The 17,255-nt window shown below is 57.5% G+C and carries 17 protein-coding genes and 5 pseudogenes; 11 read left to right on the top strand and 11 right to left on the bottom strand.

The features are described 5' to 3' along the window. Nucleotides 1-239: 239 nt before the first annotated feature. Both N2600_RS28250 and N2600_RS28245 read right to left on the bottom strand, forming a co-directional pair. On the bottom strand, nt 240-737 hold the full coding sequence (locus tag N2600_RS28250; RefSeq protein WP_222351353.1) for a GNAT family N-acetyltransferase: 498 nt from the start codon (nt 735-737) through the stop codon (nt 240-242). Further along, complete coding sequence (locus N2600_RS28245; protein WP_222282267.1) at nt 734-1,030, bottom strand: type II toxin-antitoxin system TacA family antitoxin; 297 nt, start codon at nt 1,028-1,030, stop codon at nt 734-736. The genes N2600_RS28250 and N2600_RS28245 overlap by 4 nt, the downstream gene beginning before the upstream one ends. A 327-nt stretch (nt 1,031-1,357) precedes the next feature. Here N2600_RS28245 and N2600_RS28240 point away from each other — a divergent pair. Next, nucleotides 1,358-1,779 (top strand): annotated as a pseudogene (locus N2600_RS28240) (transposase); the annotation flags it as partial. A 104-nt stretch (nt 1,780-1,883) separates the two neighbouring features. Here the strand turns inward: N2600_RS28240 and N2600_RS28235 are convergent. From N2600_RS28235 to N2600_RS28225, 3 genes and pseudogenes are all read right to left on the bottom strand, one after another. Next, nucleotides 1,884-2,078 carry a hypothetical protein gene (locus tag N2600_RS28235; protein ID WP_260299495.1) on the bottom strand — a complete coding sequence of 65 codons (195 nt, stop codon included), beginning with the start codon at nt 2,076-2,078 and terminating at the stop codon, nt 1,884-1,886. Between the two features lie 143 nt (nt 2,079-2,221). Further along, nucleotides 2,222-2,623, bottom strand: a complete 402-nt coding sequence (locus N2600_RS28230; protein WP_409518817.1) for a hypothetical protein — start codon at nt 2,621-2,623, stop codon at nt 2,222-2,224. Between the two features lie 561 nt (nt 2,624-3,184). Next, nucleotides 3,185-3,364, bottom strand: a pseudogene (locus N2600_RS28225) (DUF1515 domain-containing protein); the annotation flags it as partial. A gap of 592 nt (nt 3,365-3,956) precedes the next feature. Here N2600_RS28225 and N2600_RS28220 point away from each other — a divergent pair. Both N2600_RS28220 and N2600_RS28215 read left to right on the top strand, forming a co-directional pair. Then, nucleotides 3,957-4,187, top strand: a complete 231-nt coding sequence (locus tag N2600_RS28220; protein WP_445944948.1) for a DUF6894 family protein — start codon at nt 3,957-3,959, stop codon at nt 4,185-4,187. A 109-nt stretch (nt 4,188-4,296) separates the two neighbouring features. After that, complete coding sequence (locus tag N2600_RS28215; protein WP_260299015.1) at nt 4,297-5,061, top strand: Crp/Fnr family transcriptional regulator; 765 nt, start codon at nt 4,297-4,299, stop codon at nt 5,059-5,061. 29 nt (nt 5,062-5,090) lie between these two features. On the opposite strand, the pseudogene N2600_RS28210 reads toward N2600_RS28215, so the two are convergent. Beyond that, nucleotides 5,091-5,297 (bottom strand): annotated as a pseudogene (locus tag N2600_RS28210) (hypothetical protein). A gap of 241 nt (nt 5,298-5,538) precedes the next feature. Between N2600_RS28210 and N2600_RS28205 the strand changes: the two are divergent. Together N2600_RS28205 and N2600_RS28200 are read left to right on the top strand one after the other, a co-directional pair. After that, on the top strand, nt 5,539-7,440 hold the full coding sequence (locus tag N2600_RS28205; protein ID WP_260299014.1) for a potassium transporter Kup: 1,902 nt from the start codon (nt 5,539-5,541) through the stop codon (nt 7,438-7,440). 50 nt (nt 7,441-7,490) lie between these two features. Then, nucleotides 7,491-8,747 carry a cation:proton antiporter gene (locus N2600_RS28200; RefSeq protein ID WP_170283095.1) on the top strand — a complete coding sequence of 419 codons (1,257 nt, stop codon included), beginning with the start codon at nt 7,491-7,493 and terminating at the stop codon, nt 8,745-8,747. A gap of 300 nt (nt 8,748-9,047) precedes the next feature. On the opposite strand, the gene N2600_RS28195 is transcribed toward N2600_RS28200, so the two are convergent. After that, nucleotides 9,048-10,196: a hypothetical protein gene (locus N2600_RS28195; RefSeq protein WP_260299013.1), complete on the bottom strand. Its 1,149-nt coding sequence runs from the start codon at nt 10,194-10,196 to the stop codon at nt 9,048-9,050. 371 nt (nt 10,197-10,567) lie between these two features. Between N2600_RS28195 and N2600_RS28190 the strand changes: the two are divergent. Next, nucleotides 10,568-10,696, top strand: a pseudogene (locus N2600_RS28190) (IS256 family transposase); the annotation flags it as partial. A 427-nt stretch (nt 10,697-11,123) separates the two neighbouring features. On the opposite strand, the gene N2600_RS28185 reads toward N2600_RS28190, so the two are convergent. Further along, nucleotides 11,124-11,543, bottom strand: a complete 420-nt coding sequence (locus N2600_RS28185; protein WP_260299012.1) for a type II toxin-antitoxin system VapC family toxin — start codon at nt 11,541-11,543, stop codon at nt 11,124-11,126. After that, nucleotides 11,540-11,794 (bottom strand): FitA-like ribbon-helix-helix domain-containing protein, encoded by a 255-nt coding sequence (locus N2600_RS28180; RefSeq protein ID WP_170283097.1) that lies wholly within the window; start codon nt 11,792-11,794, stop codon nt 11,540-11,542. Before N2600_RS28180 ends, N2600_RS28185 begins: the two co-directional genes overlap by 4 nt. A 275-nt stretch (nt 11,795-12,069) precedes the next feature. Between N2600_RS28180 and N2600_RS28175 the strand changes: the two genes are divergently transcribed. From N2600_RS28175 to N2600_RS28160, 4 genes are all read left to right on the top strand, one after another. Next, nucleotides 12,070-12,297, top strand: a complete 228-nt coding sequence (locus N2600_RS28175; protein WP_206120837.1) for a CopG family transcriptional regulator — start codon at nt 12,070-12,072, stop codon at nt 12,295-12,297. Next, nucleotides 12,294-13,217 carry a helix-turn-helix transcriptional regulator gene (locus tag N2600_RS28170; protein WP_260299011.1) on the top strand — a complete coding sequence of 308 codons (924 nt, stop codon included), beginning with the start codon at nt 12,294-12,296 and terminating at the stop codon, nt 13,215-13,217. The genes N2600_RS28175 and N2600_RS28170 overlap by 4 nt, the downstream gene beginning before the upstream one ends. 493 nt (nt 13,218-13,710) lie before the next feature. Further along, a complete protein-coding gene (locus N2600_RS28165; RefSeq protein ID WP_260299010.1) occupies nt 13,711-14,130 on the top strand; it encodes a GNAT family N-acetyltransferase in 420 nt (139 codons plus the stop codon). 289 nt (nt 14,131-14,419) lie between these two features. Next, nucleotides 14,420-14,878, top strand: coding sequence for a DUF305 domain-containing protein (locus N2600_RS28160; protein ID WP_260299009.1), 459 nt, complete (start codon nt 14,420-14,422; stop codon nt 14,876-14,878). Nucleotides 14,879-15,057: 179 nt separating this feature from the next. On the opposite strand, the gene N2600_RS28155 is transcribed toward N2600_RS28160, so the two are convergent. Then, nucleotides 15,058-15,936, bottom strand: a complete 879-nt coding sequence (locus tag N2600_RS28155) for an SDR family NAD(P)-dependent oxidoreductase (RefSeq protein WP_260299008.1) — start codon at nt 15,934-15,936, stop codon at nt 15,058-15,060. A gap of 213 nt (nt 15,937-16,149) precedes the next feature. On the opposite strand from N2600_RS28155, the pseudogene N2600_RS28150 reads away from it, so the two are divergent. Beyond that, nucleotides 16,150-16,527, top strand: a pseudogene (locus N2600_RS28150) (transposase); the annotation flags it as partial. Nucleotides 16,528-16,632: 105 nt separating this feature from the next. Here N2600_RS28150 and N2600_RS28145 read toward each other — a convergent pair. Beyond that, nucleotides 16,633-17,154 (bottom strand): CYTH domain-containing protein, encoded by a 522-nt coding sequence (locus N2600_RS28145; protein WP_260299007.1) that lies wholly within the window; start codon nt 17,152-17,154, stop codon nt 16,633-16,635. Nucleotides 17,155-17,255: the final 101 nt, after the last annotated feature.

Raw genomic sequence — 17,255 nt, 5'->3', positions numbered from 1 at the left:
TGGGTGCGCTGCTGCTGACATATTTACCTCTGGCTGGCGCTGAGAAAGGTGGGGAATGTCCGTTGCCCGTTACGTGGACGGAAATGCGGCCAAATCTCCGCATGGGCTCTAAGGGCGATCCCACTGGCGAGACCCTCCTCCGGGGGGAACGTTCGCCTTGAATGGACCGGAACCCTCGGCAGCTCATTCCTTGCGCCGAAGTCCGTGATTTGATTTCAGCGATTTAGCAATCAGCTTGGTCAGGAGGTCAGCGCGTTGTTGAGGTCATGCAACCCGACCAGCAGCATCATGGGGTCGGAGGGGGAAGGCAGGAAGCCAACCGCTTGGTAGAAGGCTCGTGCGTCATCCGAAATCGCATGGACCAAAACGCCGCGAATCCCAAGTATCTCGGCGGCATTGATCAAGCGCAGACCTGCGTCGCGCACTAACGCCCTGCCGAAACCGCGTCCCTGATAAGTTTGATCAATGGCAAGGCGTCCAAGCACGGCGACTGGTATCGGATCAGGCATGTTCCGCCGGAAACGTCCCGGCGCTTCCGATTGTCTTACCGCGCCGGAAGCGAGGGCGTAGTAGGCGATGACGCGGCTGGCCTCACACACGACGAAGGTACGCGATGCGCCGCTCGCCTGATTGGCGCGGGCGCGGAGACGCAGCCAATCGTCAAGCTCAGGGACACCAGAATGGAATTCGGCTAGCTCGTGATGGTCAGCAAGTGGCGCGGGTACGCTTAAGGTCACGCCTCATCCCACGGCGCTTTGGTCGACATGGTGCGTTTAAGACGCTCATTGGGCTGTGTTGGCGCATCAAGCCGGGCCAGATACTCTGCGTAGACTTCTGCGCTGACAGTGAAGATCGTCCGGTCAAGTAGAACTTCCTCGGCACGGCGCTCGGAAGCTTCCAGCATGAAGTCTGTGCGTGTCTTGCCTAGCATTTCAGCGGCGCGGTCAATCAAGTTGCGCGTAGCAGGCTTAATGCGCATATTCAGCGCCACGCTTGCGTCCGGGCGTTTGCTTGGGTGCGAGGTCGGCATGGGAAGCTCCTGTCAAGTAGGACCATATAGCGTAACGACACCATCTTTACAAGTTCGTTAGGATGATGTCGTTACGCGTTCATTCTCAGCGCTTGAAGGGACTCGAACCGGTCGCGACGCAGTCCAACAGATTAGATATCTGATTTAGAGATGAAATTCTGCGGGGCTTCGGTCAGACCAAATCCACTAACTCAATCTAATTTCGCATACGTTCAGTTATTCTCTTTTTCGGTCAGGCTCTCAGACTCAGAGCCTGGCCGAAAAAGAGTTGAGTGAAATCAGCCGGTCGTGATTCTGTTTGTTTGCTTAGGACGAACGGAGACCACAATGGGCTGGACTGATTTCACCCGTCGGCAATATGCCCGACGCGCAATGCGGTATGCAAGCGATCTGACGGACCGGGAATGGGGATTGATCTCGCCTTGCCTGCCCGAACCGAGGCGGCTGGGCAGGCCGCGCAGCACCGATCTTCGCGAGGTCGTGAATGCGTTGCTTTACATCGCCACGACTGGGTGCCAATGGCGGATGATGCCCAAGGATTTTATTTTCCGCCTTTTACAACTGTGCAGTCCTATTTCTATGAATGGCGAGCGACAGGGTTATGGGGTCGGATCAACCATCATCTTGTGATGGAGGCGCGTGAATTGGAAGGCCGGGAAGCCTCGCCGTCTGCGGGCGTGATCGATGGTGGGTCAATTCCTCTGCCTGGACACATCTACCGCAACGGGCAAGAGGTCGGCAAAACTTTGCTTCGCGAAGGCTTTGCGAAGACGTGGAGCCCGAAGCGACGAAATGTTTGGTGCGATTCATCAGTTCACGTAGCGAAGCCGTTTCGTATTAAATTCGTCGCAGTTCACATAAACCGAGGATCGGCTGTCATCTTTACGGCCCGATGCAATGCATGTCCGTTCGCATCGCGCAACTTCTTTCCGAATTCGACCGCTTCGTCAGTCGATGACGCCTCTAGGTGGGTATGCCAAATCGGACGCTCGCCATTTCCTTGCCAATTGGAGTAATAGGGTTCGATCGTCACTGTGAATTCAGACATGGGTTTCTCCTTTGCCTTCATTTGATGAAGTTGGAGGCGACGGTGCGCGAATTCAGGCCCGGCTCTTTCATCTCGCTTCTGAAACGAGAAAGCCGCCTCTGAGGACGGCCTTTCGTATTTTTTGGGATCTATGGGGGCTTCGTTCAGCCTGCAGCCTTAATGCTCGTGTTGCAGAGGCTCCAATAGCCGCCGCCCTTCTGGATCCACTTCAGATCGCCGAGCGTGCCGGCATCCTTGGCGGCATGGTAGGAGTCGACGCATGTGTGCAAGCGGGCCTTGCCAGGCGTTTCAGTGGAATATTTCTTATCGATCGCCTTCGGGAACTTGACGTTCTTCGGCGCCGCGGTGGTCGGCTTTGCCGGTTCCTTCTCGCTGGTAGCGGTGACGTCCGCTTCGTCCGCTTTGTCGGCAGCAGCGGCGTCGGCGCCACAGAACTTTGCGCGGAAATCGTTCCACTTCACGTCTTTGGCGGAGCCGTCGGCCTTGGCGGCTTGGTACTTGGTGCTGCACTCTTTCATCGTCAACGCATGCGCCGGCGACGACATGAGGAAAGCAGCAACCACCGAGCCGGCGGCGGAGAGAAGCAGTTTGTGCGTGGTGCTATATGACTTGGTCGATGCAACGAAACCCATGACACTCTCCCTGGTTAATTTACAGCGCGAACGGTGCCACCCACCGAATGAACCACGAATGAACAAATGCCACAGCGAAAGTGCATCAAAGACGCTGCGTCGGGAAGGATTCGCCCGGAGGTGGATCCCAAGATGGCGGAATGATTGGTGTGACTGATCGCGAGCAATTGGAGGCAGCCCAGCGTACAGGAGACAATATGCTTGGGCTAGCAAGTAATCCCTAAGCGGCTTACTGTCTAATACCAAAACGTCACCGTAGATTGAAGTCGTTTTTCAGAGCGAAAACGTACAATTGCTCGTTTATTTCGGCACGCGAAGCGCAACTGGAACCTAACCAGTCCCTTTTTGTTATATTGGCAGGAGAGCACGGACGTTCCTCCTGTGCGATCCTTTCTTTGTCAACAAACTTGCCCCCGCTTCGGCGGGGGTTTTTTGATCGAGCGCCGCGGAAGCAATATATATATATATATAGACGTTCATTTTGAGGCAGTGCCGAAGCGCCGCCACTGCGCCGTCGGTCGCATAAGCAATCATGCCGCCGATCGTGAGCCGGCGAAGGCGATGAGCCCTGAGATGCCGTAGCCCAGGGTATCTATTTTTTCACTCCTCAAGAGCGGGGGCGACCGCACCGTGCTACTTTTCGACGGTCTCATTGCTACATAATTCCGCATCTCTGAGTTCGTTTGGACATCATACATGACTTTGCGACATATTTCACGACTCTCTAATAAGCATCCGTCGGAGTATTCGAGCAGTAGTGCCAGACGCCAACGCGCCTTTGAGACCGGGAACAGCTCAGCGGTGGTTTTGATCGAAGCGCCTCATCTTTTCACCTGGCGATCCCGTCCGCCATAAGCCAATTCTGGTCATCCGGAACGCCATGAAGCACTGAAAGCTGTGAGGATATCGAAGCTTGATTTGACGGCGCGAACGCGCGGTCGTGCTCGCGCCTCGAGACGAAGGCAGTTCTTGGACGCGCGGTTCGGAGACGCGATCAGGTCCGAGGGATCGCTACTACGAATAGATCTAAGGCAGCCTGAGGCCGCCCTTCCGCTCGTGGAAAAGCGATCAAGCGGCGGACCAGCATTGATTTCCGTCGATGGTCGCAGAGCCGACCGTAGGGCCTGTCAAACCTGATCGCTAGGAAGAAGAAGAAGTTGCTCAAGCAAGCGAAGAAGGAATCGAGAGCTGGGAGGAACAACTCGCCGCCAAGGAGGTTGGGCAGCCATTTATTATGGAGCAAATCATGCCGAAGTATTTTTTCCACGTCCGCAGAAACGATGTCTTCGAGGAAGATCTGGAGGGCATCGACCTGGCCTCACCTGAACTTGCACGCGAGGAAGCAACCGCCGCCGCCCGCGAAATCGTCGCGGAGCGGATCCGCATGGGCAATCCCGTCGACGGAGACGTGTTTGAGATCATGACGGAAGACGCCACGTTGGTCGCGAGGTTCCCTTCCGGTCGGCGGTTCAGTTGACCTAGCGCCTTGGGCGCAGGCGCTCAGAAGCCCATAATGTCAAAATCGCACAGAGCCTGAAGCTCCCGAACGATAGGAATATCATCTCCCGTTCGACGAGGGCGACCCCATGACAGAATTGCAGCAGAGGCAGGTGAACAACAGGTTGTTGCGGCGATTTCCGGAGGACGCCTTCGAGCTTCTCGCGCCGCTCCTCCAGCCCATCGAGCTTCCCGTCAACCATTCGCTCGTGCGACCGCGCCAGGCGATCGAGCATGTCTGCTTTATCGAGAGCGGCCTCGCCTCGATGGTTGCGGAAAGCGCCGACGGAAAGAGCGTCGAGATACGCCACATCGGACGCGAGGGCATAGCCGGCTACCCAGTCGTCCTCGGCGTCGACCGAACGCCGAACAAGACCTTCATGCAGGTGCCGGGTCACGGGCTTCAGGTGGCTACGGAGGATTTTCTTCCGATCCTTGACCATCCCGAGGTGCGGCAACTGCTGCTGCGCTATGTGCATACCTGCGAACTGCAGCTTGCCCACAGCGCGCTGGCAGCCGCCAAATTCAACGTGCATCAGCGGCTGGCCCGCTGGCTGCTCATGTGCCACGTCCGCATCGATGGAAATCATCTGCCGCTGACGCATGATTTCCTGGCATTGATGCTAGGCATCAGGCGAGCTGGCGTAACCAATGAGCTGCACATTCTTGAAGGCATGCACGCCATCAAGTCGACGCGCGGCAACGTTCGCATTCTGGATCGCAACAAGCTGATCGAAATTGCAGGCGGCTCCTACGGCGTCCCCGAGCAGGAGTACGAGCGGCTGATCGAGGGGCCGCGGTCGGTCAATCCCGCCGCGTGCCTAAACGGACATGATGCCATCGTCCTAAGCTAGATCGGAAGCTCTGTTGTCTCGCGCAATCACTATATTTCTGCGTTGTCGTTGAACGGCAGGCCGCGCGTCCTCCATTCGGCCCTCAGAATATCTTCCAGCTCCTCGACCGTGAACTCGTTGAAATTCGCCCAAAGCTGTACGGCCAGCGACTTCAAGTTCGACGTTGTTTCTGGGTCGGCCTCGGCCGCCGCGGCAAGCCGCTAAATCTGGCCGCGGAGTGCATCTCTCTCTGTCATGTCGTCCTCATGGCTCTGCCGAAGCTTCCTTGTGCTGGCAAGCAGCGATCATGGTAATTCCGAAGAGCCTCGGACAGTTCCGATGAGTCGGCAATTTCCGCGCGTGCCTACGGAAGTTGAGGCTCGCGTCGTCGAGTGTTTCGAAAGGTGGATGCAACCGCTGAGCATACCTCCGCGTTGCCATCAGACCGAGCCGGTGGCAACTTCCAGCATTCACCGTGCATACTATAGGACAGCCCATTTGACCTACGAAAAGCTGCGATCAGCGGATCCGGAAGTGGAACACCAGAACCGGCGAGGACTGCCATCGCTCGTTCTAGCTGCCCTCGGCGTCGTCTATGGCGACATCGGAACAAGCCCGCTCTACGCTTTCAGGGAAGCCCTGCATGCTACCGGTGGATCCGGAGCGCATCACGCGAATGTGCTTGGGATCCTGTCGCTGATCGTCTGGGCGCTCACGATCATCGTCACCTTGAAATACGTGACGTTCGTGCTGAAGGCGGACAACCGGGGCGAAGGCGGCACGCTTTCTCTCATGACACTCGCTCGCGAAAGTCTGACCGGGCGCCCCAAGTGGGTGCTCATCCTGGGCGTGATCGGCGCTTCGCTGTTCCTCGGTGACGCGATCATCACGCCGGCGATCTCAGTCCTATCTGCGGTCGAGGGCATCGAGGTGGTCGCACCGGCGTTGTCCAACTGGGTCGTGCCGATCACTCTCACGATTATCGCCGTGCTGTTTTTTGTCCAGCGGTTCGGGACGAGCGGTGTGGCGTCGGTGTTCGGTCCCGTAACAGCTCTGTGGTTTATCGTCCTTGGCCTCAGCGGAGCCATCCACATCTTTGACGACCCGTCGGTGTTAGGCGCGGTCAATCCGATCCATGCGATCCGGTATGTCGCCAACAACATTGGCTCGGCCGCCGCCGTGCTTGGGGCGGTCTTCCTTGCCGTGACCGGCGCCGAGGCCCTCTATGTCGACCTTGGCCATTTCGGACGCCGCCCGATCGTCACCGCGTGGTTTTCGCTGGTCTTCCCCAGTCTGCTTCTGAATTACTTCGGACAGGGAGCCTTCGTGCTCGCGAACCCGCAGATGGCGGCCCAGCCCTTTTTCAGTATGCATCCGGACTGGGCGAGAATCCCAATGGTCTGTCTGGCGACCGCAGCAACGGTCATCGCCAGCCAGGCCGTGATCTCCGGCGCTTATTCCCTCGTCCGTCAGGCGATGCACCTCAACCTGCTTCCGCGCCTGCGCATCCTCCACACCTCCGAAACGCAATCAGGGCAAATCTTCATGCCGAAGGTGAACAACTTGCTGTTCATCTTCGTCGCTGCTCTGGTGCTCTTCTTCAAAAACTCGAGCGGCCTTTCCGCTGCCTATGGCATCGCCGTGACAGGCGAAATGTTCATCACTTCAATCCTCCTGTTCATCGTGATGCGGCGGATCTGGAGCTGGAAGCTGGCGACGGCTCTTGCCGTCATCATACCGATGGCGCTGATCGACGCCGGATTTCTAGCCGCCAACATCGCGAAGTTCGCAAATGGCGGATGGGTTCCAGTTGCGGTGGCTACAACGATGGCGCTCATCATGCAGACATGGACGGCGGGGCGTCGGTTGCTTGCTGCCCGCACGAAGGCCGACGAAATCCCGCTCGCAGCGATCATCGATAACCTGGCACGGAAGAAGCCGCCGACGGTGCCTGGCACGGCAATATTTTTGACGAGCGAAATCGAAGGTGCGCCGACCGCACTCCTCCACAGCCTGAAGCACTACAAGGTGCTCCACGAGCAGAACGTTATTCTCAGCGTCGTGACCGCGACGACGCCGTTCGTCCCGGACGATGAGAAAATCTTCCTTGAGAGCTTCAATCGCCACTTCAGCCGGCTGGTGATTACATTCGGCTACATGGAGACGCCCAACATCCCTCGTGCGCTCGTCCTCGCCCGTAAGCTCGGCCTGAAGTTCGACATCATGTCGACCTCGTTCTTTCTGTCCCGGCGAACGATCCTGCCGTCGAAGAAAGGCGGCATGCCGTTCTGGCAGGACCGGCTGTTCATCTCGCTTGCGCAGAATGCCAGCAATGCGACAGATTATTTCGGCCTGCCGTCGGGGCGAGTGGTCGAACTCGGGCTCCAGACAACCATCTAACGGCTGCCGATGAGCGCCGATCTTCCGTCATATTGCGAGGAACTCCGATCTTGTCTGTCTTCGATCTCATCTCGCTGCTCCTGGTTCTCACAGCGGGGTTCTCCTGGGTCAACCATCGCTGTTTGAGGCTTCCCCCCTCGATCGGGATCCTCGTGATGGGACTTGCGGCCTCAGCTTTGCTCGTCCTGCTGGAGCTTTCCGTTCCAGACGTCTCCATCTACGCGGACGTCGCAGCTCTTGTGCGGCAGGTCGACTTTCAGACGACCGTCATGAACGGGCTTCTCGCCTTCCTTCTGTTTGCCGGCTCGCTCCACGTCGACTTTTCCGCCCTTCGCTCACGAGTCGCGGTCGTGGGTGTGATGGCGACCATGGGCGTGCTCCTTTCAACGGTGCTCGTGGGCGTCGCGATGTGGGGCCTGGCAACCCTGCTTGGCATGGAGCTGCCATTCCTGTGGGCGCTGGTGTTCGGCGCGTTGATCAGTCCCACGGATCCGGTGGCGGTTCTTTCGACGCTCAAGGCCATCAAGGTTCCGCAAGCGCTCGAGACCGACATGGCGGGCGAGTCGCTGTTCAACGACGGCGTCGGGGTCGTCGTATTCACCGCATTGCTGGCGCTGGCGAGCGGCGGCGCCGATGTTGGCACGGCGCAGGTCGCGGAACTCTTCGTCGTCGAGGCACTGGGAGGGGCAGTGGTCGGCCTGATATCTGGTTATGCCGCATACCGGGCGATGAGGGCGATAGACGACTATCCCGTCGAGGTGTTGATTTCCATCGCGCTGGCGATGGGATGCTATTCCCTCGCCTCCGCGCTGCATATGAGCGGCCCGATCGCCGTCGTGGTTGCCGGAATCCTGGTTGGCAACAGGGGTCCGAAGGACGCGCTCAGCGACGTAACGCAGCGATATCTCTTCGGCTTCTGGACGTTGGTCGACCAGATCCTAAACTCGGTGCTCTTCCTCCTAATCGGACTTGAGGTCCTTGTTCTTCGCTACGAGGCGTCGATCCTGCCGCTCGCCCTCGCCGCGATACCTGTGGCACTCGCGGCCCGCTTCGCGTCGACCATTATCCCCGTGACCCTGCTCCGCAGACAGTACGACTTCGTTCGCGGGACCGTGATCGTTCTCGTATGGGGGGGTCTCAGGGGCGGCATATCGATCGCCTTGGCGCTGTCCCTTCCGGAAACGCCTTTCAAGGCGGCTCTGCTTGCCGCCACTTATGCCGTCGTGATCTTCACGATCGTGGTGCAGGGACTGACGCTCGGGAAAGTCGCCAGCCGCTCGTTGCGGCCGTCCGGCCCTTCACTGTAGAGAACATCAGTAGCTTGACTGGACGACAAAATGAATATCCCGCAAAAAACGGCCTTTCTTCGCGTCGAAAAATGCTCATATGCCCTTCAACCCGGCAGCAGGTTTGGATGGGCTTCCAAGTTTGAATAGTAACCTTTGAGTACTTTAATGCTCAGGGGTAAGAGGGTTCCAATGGGGCCCCCCTTGCGGTCCAGCTCCATCCACTTCCCGTCCCGGAATTCGGTATCCAGCCGCCGCACGCAGTCATCCTTTGGCATGTCGACGCCGCCGTACCTGTTGGCCTGGCTACTGCTGCCCGCGCTAGTGCAGCACAAATCCCCACGCTGAGGGATCGAGGTATTCGCGAGGCGGCTGCATTTCGCCGATGTCGACGGGTCGACGCGTAAACCACACTGTGTCGAAGCTCTCCACTGCGCTCCTGCCGTACCACTGCTCGTCCTTCAACGGAATACCGTCGGACGTGATGCACTGCTTGTGACTTGAACTGGCCGTATTCGGCGTTAGGTTATACCATATGCAATTTTCGCCAAGAAACTGGCCTTGCTCACCCAGATTTTCCATTCCTGTTTGGCTGCTGAATCGAGAGAAGGGACGCTTCGCATCCAGCGAAGAGCGACCACCGACAATTCTGCGTTCCATCTTCGACGACGAATAGACAACACCCTGGTTCTCAAGCTCGTTCCAAACCTCGATCCGGATTGACCCGTCCTTGCCCTCACGCCGACGAAACCACCATGGATAATGTCGCAACAGCCTCACCTCAGAAGACTTGTCTATCGACGGATTGTCTGACGCCCTCGTAACCAACTTCGCCTCGAAGTCGACAGCACTTGGAGGGTGATCCGGGTAGGTACGCAGCGGCTTGAGCCACGTGCTTGCGTCAAAAAGCTGTCTTGGCGGCAACACTTCGGCCTCCGGGACCGGACCTCGCTTGATCTCGGTCAGACGCGACTCGGACATCAATTTACCCTTGGAAAAGAGAACCTTGGTTGCGACCTCTATTCCGTCGCTGGTCAAGCAGGTCATCCAAATAGGGCTTGGCGGATCGTGTCGAACTATTTGAAGCCAGCGACACTCCTCGCCGCCCACTGTCTCCACATCGTTCGTTTCCTTGACTTGCTTGATGCCGAGGTAGTCATACGCTGGCTCGACTTGCCTGATACTGAAGCGCTTGATCTCCTCTCCATCTTTCTTGACTGTTGACAAAAAAATATTCTGAAAGAAGTGCCCATACCAGATATGTGTCTCGTCACCTTGTGTCTCCTCAACATGCGTCCAGCCGTTGTGATGCTGCACGAGCCGCCAGTTGTCCTTCCCATCTAATGTGTCGCGCACAACCAGCTTCGCGGTGTAGTCTGGAACATTCGAGTTGGGGAAAAACGGAAGCCCGCTCGCATGCGCGGTGCCGGTCGCAAGGGCAATAACCAAGAAAATGATCATTCGGTTCATGAATACACCCGGTCACAAACGCTTGCACACTTGCGGTAGCATTTGGCTCAGCTCTTTTTGGTCGCCAGCGTATCGCCTCGATCTGCTCATGCGTGACATAGACTGGACGTGCCGGTCGCCTGATGCAGGCGCTTGATCCCGATACGCATGTCGATACACAATATCGCGTCGGGATTTGAGAACCAGCGCTAGCGATTTGCCGAAACCGAACCTCTATGTCAACGGTCTCGAGCCGCGACAACAGCGTCCGCAGGCCCGGCTGGGGAGCTGGGGATGACGTCACAGGGAGTGGTGTAGCTCGATAGCGGTGGTCACCAGTGTTTTCCGGTAGGGTCGGGTTGTTCAAGACCAGCCTGATGGAAAGACCACCGATGACCGACGATATGATGAAGGTGCGCTCGCTTGTCGAGAAGAGCGCGGATCCAGATTTATTGCGTGAGATGATCGGCTTTGCGGCCGAGCGGCTGATGGAGCTGGAGGTCGGCAGTGCGACCGGTGCTGGCGACATCATCACGCTCTCGGTCCCGATCGCGGCCTCCGAGCATCTGCCCGCCCACAAGTTCGCGGACAAGGTCGTACTCGACCAGACGAACTACTATCCCGCATTCGGCAACGATGAAGTCCTCGACAAGTGTGAGCCGACCTCCAGCGAGCTGATCCAGCGGCGTGTGCCGGGGGCGAAGGTCGTCAAGGGCTCTCACAACCTCAGGTGGCTCCACATGAAGGCGGCGATCAACAATCTCACCCATGCGGTCGCGATGGAACTTGGCCCGCGCGGGATCACGGTTCGCCAAGAAGGAGCTTGATCGATGGTTGGAATCATCCGTTATGACGTGAAATCAATAGAGTGGCCGGCCCAGTGCGCGCATGTGTTCAGATGCAGGTCTTGAAGGGATCCGAACTCACGACACCTACATGCACACGTAGTTATCTGGACCAGGGATTAATAACTTTCAGCCTAGCAGCCTCGAATGGGCTTGTGTCACGTGTGGCGATCGCGAGACCGTTTGCTGCCGCTGTGGCTGCAATGTAGCCATCAGCCGTGCCAATCGCTCTCCCAGATACTCGAGCGCGTGCCATCAGTTCGGAATAAAACTGAGAAGCAGCCAGGTCGAAGGACAGGATGCGCTCGGAAAAGTGGGGCAGCACTTCGCCCTCAAGGCGGTCGCGAAGGATGGTTTGCCGTTTCCCTGAAGGCATAGCAGCGATCCCGGAGCGAAGTTCAGCAATCGTTATTGCGGAAAGGAAAAGCGTTTCGATTGCTTGGGCGTCCAACCAGGCGATTACTGCCTCATCAGGTACCGGTTTCCAAGGCTCGGATATAACGTTGGTGTCCAGCAAGATCATTCGAAGGTCATCGGTTCAGCAGGTGTCTTGTCGCGACTTTTCTGTATGGCTTCAACGTCGCTGTCGGAAAGCCCGGCGTCGCGACCAATGGCAGTCAGCAAGGAACCGAGCTTTATACGTTCAGGAGGACGGACAGCGGCTTCAATAATGTCGCGGATCTCGGCCTCGGTGCTCCGGCCATGATGAGCCGCTCGAACGCGCAGAGCGCGATGTGTTTCGTCAGAAAGGTTTCGAATGGTGACTGCCGGCATTGATATCACCTCCATAAGAATGATGGCTTTGATATCAAAAATACAGAAATGACCCAACTTTTCAAGACGTTCATTAACGAGGACGAACATCCCGATATCCCGCCTTGAGCAGGTTCGAACCGGACCCGTGATTTGCGCACATTTGAGAACGTGATTTCAACCGTTTTCGCAGGTGAACAGATTGGCGTAGTGGTGCGTTCTTTCGGTACCCACCTTGAGAAGGCCGACCACCTTCTTTATATGATGCGTGATGATTGATGCGCGATGAGGCGGAGATGAGAACGACCTTGGCAATCGACGACGATGTGCTGACCGCAGCAAAAGCGATGGCAACCCAGCAGCACCGGAGCGTCGGCGAGGTCATTTCTGAGCTGGCGAGACGTTCTCTGCGCCGACCGCCGAGCAGCGGCGAGCGCAACGGCATTCCTCTCCTGTCAACACGGCCGGATACGCCGCCAGTGACGCTCGAAATCGTGAACGCCATGCGTGACGAAGTGCCGTGACTTTCCTGCTCGACGTCAATGTGCTGATTGCCTTAATCGATCCGGGCCATGTAGCCCATGATGATGCGCACGAATGGTTCGCGGCGAGAGGTCAAGCCAGTGGATTCTTCAGGGAGTGGGTCGCACCACAGGGTTTTTTCGACGCGGCGATCTTTAACATTCAGCGTTACCATGCAAGTGCAGCCGCCTTCACCATAATCACCGGAAGGGATTACGGCCTGGTGGATCACGAACTGCGCACCAGGCTGCAACTCCTGGCCCCGCATCTTCAGCGCGCCGTCCTAATTAGTCGGGAGATGGACAGGCAGCGATTGCGATCACAGTCACTCGAGGCGGCGCTCAATCAGGTCGAAGCCGGCGTGTTTATTCTGGACGCGACAGGACGCCCGTTCTGGACCAATGACGTGGCCAACACTCTACTTGCGCGTGGCGACCTCGTTCGCAACAGCGTTCTCGGGCTCGGCCTTGCCGGCCCAAACGCCGACCGATTGCTGCGAGAGGGCTTGGCGGCCCCCCGCGAAAAACCAGAAAAACTGCTTACGCCAACACCGGCCCTCATCAAGATGACGGACAGCGAAGGTATCGAATGGCTCGGCTGCCTAATGCCGCTGCAGCTACACTCACAAACGCAGGCTGCCTTTAGTCAGGTCGGGCGATCCGCGCAGGCTGTCCTTTTCGTTCGGCGCGTAGAACCAGTAACAGCATCGAGTGTTGAAGCCGCCGCCAAGCTTTACGCGCTCACGCCTGCAGAAGCGAGGGTCCTGCAGGCAACGCTGGAACTCGACTCGGTGGCAAAGATGGCGGACGCTTTGGGAGTCGCGCCCAGCACTGTCAAGACGCATCTGTCCTCGATATTCGGCAAGACTGGTGCCTCACGACGGGCTACCCTTGTCAAGGCGGTCATGTCCCTCCAGCGATGAGCCTTGAGTCTCTCCCGGCAAGGTGGGGAACTTCGGAATGTAAGCCGTTCAAAGCGGCCGGACTCCGGCTTGAGCAGCACTTTCTCGATACGCCCTCCGTTATCGCAGATCTGCGATCGGCTGCCGCGGCTGGACACACTCAGCTTTCGGGCATCGATTTTATCGCCCGCGATTCTGTCTTCGCTTACAAGAGCAAGCCCGTAGTGCTCGCGGATGCGGCGCGCGCGCTTAACGTGCGCTACCTGGTCAAACATGGCGCGCAGTCATCGGAAGTTACGGATCATCTGGTGATCTGGCACTCGCCATCACACAGCCTATATGAACCAGCAGATATCGGTTTGTCGCGCGATAGCCTGGTGCTTGGATCGGCTGTGCACCTTAGGCGGCGGTGAAGCTTTTCGTCGCCAACAGCTCGCATTCCTTGAATGGGGACGATAACGCGAAGCCCCAGTCTGAAAGGGTTTCTGTCGGCGCTTGAGGATTCGTGATGCCTATGACGGGCGATCTTAAAATCAAACTCTCCCACAGCCAACAGGCAAAGGCCTGGGCGGCCGAAGCGCTGTATCGGCACAATACGGAAGCAACTGGAATTGACGATCGCGCTCCGATCGGAGCGGAAGTTTGCGATCCTGCCGGAAAGATTTTGGGTGGACTTTGGGGCCGCACCGAGCTGGGCCTCTTGTTTCTCGACATGTTTTTTCTGCCGCACTGCCTGCGCGGAAGTGGCTATGGAGCGCGGCTCCTTGCCGTTGTGGAAGAGGAGGCCAAGAGGCGCTGCTGCCACCGCGCTGTTGTTGAGACGAGCAGTTTTCAGGCGCCGGGCTTTTATGCAAATCAAGGCTATGAAGAATTCGGTCGGATAGACTTCGGAGTTGCGGCGCACTCTCGGATCTTTCTTTCAAAGCACTTGTAAAGAGTACCGCGTCGTGCCGCGGCGCCAATACCCGGTGAAATTGATGTGTATGAGAGGGATATCCGCCCATGGCCGGGAGTTGGCCGGAAAGCATCAGATCCCCTAATGACGATCTGAGTTCGCGAGATTCGCCGAAGACCGGCTCCGGCGACCGGGAACCAAACCGCGCCTGTAAAGTTAAGAGAACTCATTTTTCAGCGATGCAGCGCCGGAAATTTTCCCATCATGCAGCATCTGAAGCCAAGGCAAGCCAGTCATGCAACATCACGACGGTAGGGAACATGAGGGAATGAGCAAGCATCCATACGCGATGTTCGCCGTCAACATGCTCCTCAGCCTCTTTGTCATGTACTTCGTGATGTTCTCGATGATCGACGGATTGAGCGACTTCCGAAATAACCTCAACATGCGCTATATGGCGCTGACGATGGTTGCGCCGATGGGCATCATCATGCTTGCGACCATGGGCGGCATGTACCGGAACAAGAGGTTGAACGCGCTTATACATGTCGGCTTGGTGATCCTGTTCGCGGCCGGCTTCGCGGCGACGCGCATCCAGGCTTTCATAGGAGACAGGCAGTTCCTCGCCTCGATGATCCCTCATCATTCAGGCGCGATCCTCATGTGCGCGGATGCGGATCTCAAGGATCAGGAACTCGTCGCTCTTTGCTCGCAAATTTCGCGTGGTCAGCGCGAGGAGATCGAACAGATGAATGCGATCCAAGCTCGCCTGAACGATCGGGGCTGAGACTTCAGTGCGGCGCTAAGCGGCTGGATGAAGAGATGGACTTCGGCATAATGGTCGCAGCTTCCTGAATTGATTGTCAGGGCGTCCTAATCCACCACGCGACGAATTCTTCGACTTTCTTGCTCACCGTCGCGAGGCTCCAGGCATATATTCCTCCGCCATTCGCTTACAAAATTAGATCACTGCAGACGGTTTATGGTCTGCTTGTTCTTGAGACCATCGTGGCTGTGCGAAAGATCGAGCGTCGGCGTCGGCTGCACCTTGACGAAATCCTGCACCTGCCGGCCGGGCCCGCCTTTTGCGATCGTGGTCCCGCCGTCGACGAACCAGAGCGCGCCGGTCACATAACTTGCCTCGTTGGAGGCCAGGAACGCATAGACATTGGCGATCTCTTCGGGTGTGCCGCGACGGCCAAGAACCGTTCCGGCGAGTGTCATCTCCTCCATCTGCTCGTCCATCGGCCCCGTTTCCTTGTGGGTCCAAGCCGTATCGATTGGTCCGGGGCAGACGCAATTGGCTCGGACACCGTATTTACCCTGCTCGAAGGCAACGCCACGCATGAAGGCATGAACGAATGCTTTTGTGCCGCCATAAGGCGCATTGTTCGGCTCACCGACTTCGCCAGCCTCAGAGCCGGCCGACAAGACCACGCCGCGACTTTTCTGCAGGTGGGGAAGCGCGAATTTCGTCATCAGGAAAACGGAGCGGATATTGTTGGCGACCGTCAGGTCGAAATTCTCGATAGAATAGTCCTGGCATTCCGCGACCTCGAGGAACATACCGGCATTGTTGACGAGGATGTCGAGCTTTCCATATTGCCGCACCGCCTGCTCGACGCAGGATCGGGCATGAGCCTCCTCGGAGAGATCGCCGGTACAAGCGACCGCCTCGCCATTGTGCCGCGAAACGGCAGAAACGACGTCTTCAACCGGATCGTTCGGCAGCCCGGCAAGAACGAGTCTTGCACCTTCGCTTGCGAATTTATGGGCGATCGCCTCTCCAATGCCCGCACCTGCACCGGTGATGATTGCAACCTTACCTTCAAGTCTTCCAGCCATGATCAGATCTCCTTGTGAAACTCTCGTCGAACCTCCGGGTCCTATCGATGTTCCCCAGAAAATTCGAACGTTCATGTCTTCGCGCAACTTGTGGACCTCATCATCCACCTGGAACGGCTGCGGATGGTGCAATGATGCTGTGAGCACCAGTCCCGCACCGTATCGATGACACATCAACATCCCGCTCCATTGAGTTCTCGCGCAGAGCGACAACAGGACCGCTCGGGGCACTTCTCCACCGAGCTGTTCGAACACTACCAGCGCTCGGAGCGCGCTAGTCGAGATGTATGTGCAGGGGGTGTCGACGCGCAAGGTCAAGGCAATCACCGAAGAACTGTGTGGGCACGCGTTCTCGGCCACATCGATCTCGGCGATCAACAAGCGGCTCGATGAAAGCGTGAAGGCCTTTGCCTGCCGCCCGCTTCAAGAGCCCTTTCTATCCTCGATGCCCGTTATGAGAAGGTCAGAGAGGCCGGCGTCGTCAGGAGCCAGGCGGTGTTGATCGCCGTCGGCATCGATTGGGACGCCCGGCGGCAAATCCTGTCCGTCAAGATGGCCAGCCGCGAGAGCCGCGCGGCCTGGCAGGACTTCTGTTGGGATTGAACCGGCGACCCGTCATTAGGCGTTATCATTCTCCGCCGCCGTTTGGACCAGCCGCTTGGCCATGTGCGGACTTCAGCTCACAGCACCTTGAGATCAGTGGTTCGAGATATTCCGTCCCGTCTCGCACTCAGCAAGATTTCGAGCCGCAAGTCCCCCCGATGCAGCAGCATCGGCAAGAAAACCTGAGCTGAACCTTGGGTCTGCGGTAATTTCTGGACCGGCCCAATCGGGCAGAACAAGCGGGTAGTCCTCGTCGGGTAGTTCGACATCTGCTGTGACCAAGCCAGAAAGTAAACCCAGATATTCATCCACCTGCCATATGAGACCGCAGACATCGACTTCGTTCCGAATCTTTTCCAGCGCTGGGCCGCTGCTGAATTCTTTGACTATCGCTCGCGCGTCCTCGTCCGCCAAAGGAATATGATACTCGCTGCGCTTCAGGCCGCGTCTGGCCCCTTTGATCGTCAGCATCGGCTGTTCACCGCAGAAGCGAATCCTCGCCTTGCCGTTGTCGAAACGCGCGATCAGATGATCAGCGATTTCGAAACGAGAGCCGACATTATCCCGCCAGCCTTCATCGACGACCAGGAATTTTCGCTCGATCTCGGATGCCATTTTACCCTGAACCCTTTCTCACTTCTGACGAAACATTCGAGGGGTTTTGAGGTTCCAATCCAGCAGGGACGACAAGCAGCATCCGCCATCGGAACCAAGAG

This window comes from Rhizobium sp. WSM1274 (assembly GCF_025200775.1).
GTDB lineage: Bacteria > Pseudomonadota > Alphaproteobacteria > Rhizobiales > Rhizobiaceae > Rhizobium > Rhizobium leguminosarum_I.
Note: the sequence above shows the minus strand (reverse complement) of the source record. Positions and strands in the feature narration are given on the sequence as shown.

Coding starts and splice junctions, on each gene's coding strand:
- N2600_RS28220 (WP_445944948.1), top strand. CDS start 3,957: ATGCCGAAGTATTTTTTCCACGTCCGCAGAAACGATGTCTTCGAGGAA.
- N2600_RS28230 (WP_409518817.1), bottom strand. CDS start 2,623: ATGTCGTCGCCGGCGCATGCGTTGACGATGAAAGAGTGCAGCACCAAG.
- N2600_RS28185 (WP_260299012.1), bottom strand. CDS start 11,543: ATGATCTTGCTGGACACCAACGTTATATCCGAGCCTTGGAAACCGGTA.
- N2600_RS28235 (WP_260299495.1), bottom strand. CDS start 2,078: ATGTCTGAATTCACAGTGACGATCGAACCCTATTACTCCAATTGGCAA.
- N2600_RS28145 (WP_260299007.1), bottom strand. CDS start 17,154: ATGGCATCCGAGATCGAGCGAAAATTCCTGGTCGTCGATGAAGGCTGG.
- N2600_RS28195 (WP_260299013.1), bottom strand. CDS start 10,196: ATGAACCGAATGATCATTTTCTTGGTTATTGCCCTTGCGACCGGCACC.
- N2600_RS28180 (WP_170283097.1), bottom strand. CDS start 11,794: ATGCCGGCAGTCACCATTCGAAACCTTTCTGACGAAACACATCGCGCT.
- N2600_RS28175 (WP_206120837.1), top strand. CDS start 12,070: ATGAGAACGACCTTGGCAATCGACGACGATGTGCTGACCGCAGCAAAA.
- N2600_RS28215 (WP_260299015.1), top strand. CDS start 4,297: ATGACAGAATTGCAGCAGAGGCAGGTGAACAACAGGTTGTTGCGGCGA.
- N2600_RS28160 (WP_260299009.1), top strand. CDS start 14,420: ATGAGCAAGCATCCATACGCGATGTTCGCCGTCAACATGCTCCTCAGC.
- N2600_RS28245 (WP_222282267.1), bottom strand. CDS start 1,030: ATGCCGACCTCGCACCCAAGCAAACGCCCGGACGCAAGCGTGGCGCTG.
- N2600_RS28155 (WP_260299008.1), bottom strand. CDS start 15,936: ATGGCTGGAAGACTTGAAGGTAAGGTTGCAATCATCACCGGTGCAGGT.
- N2600_RS28165 (WP_260299010.1), top strand. CDS start 13,711: ATGACGGGCGATCTTAAAATCAAACTCTCCCACAGCCAACAGGCAAAG.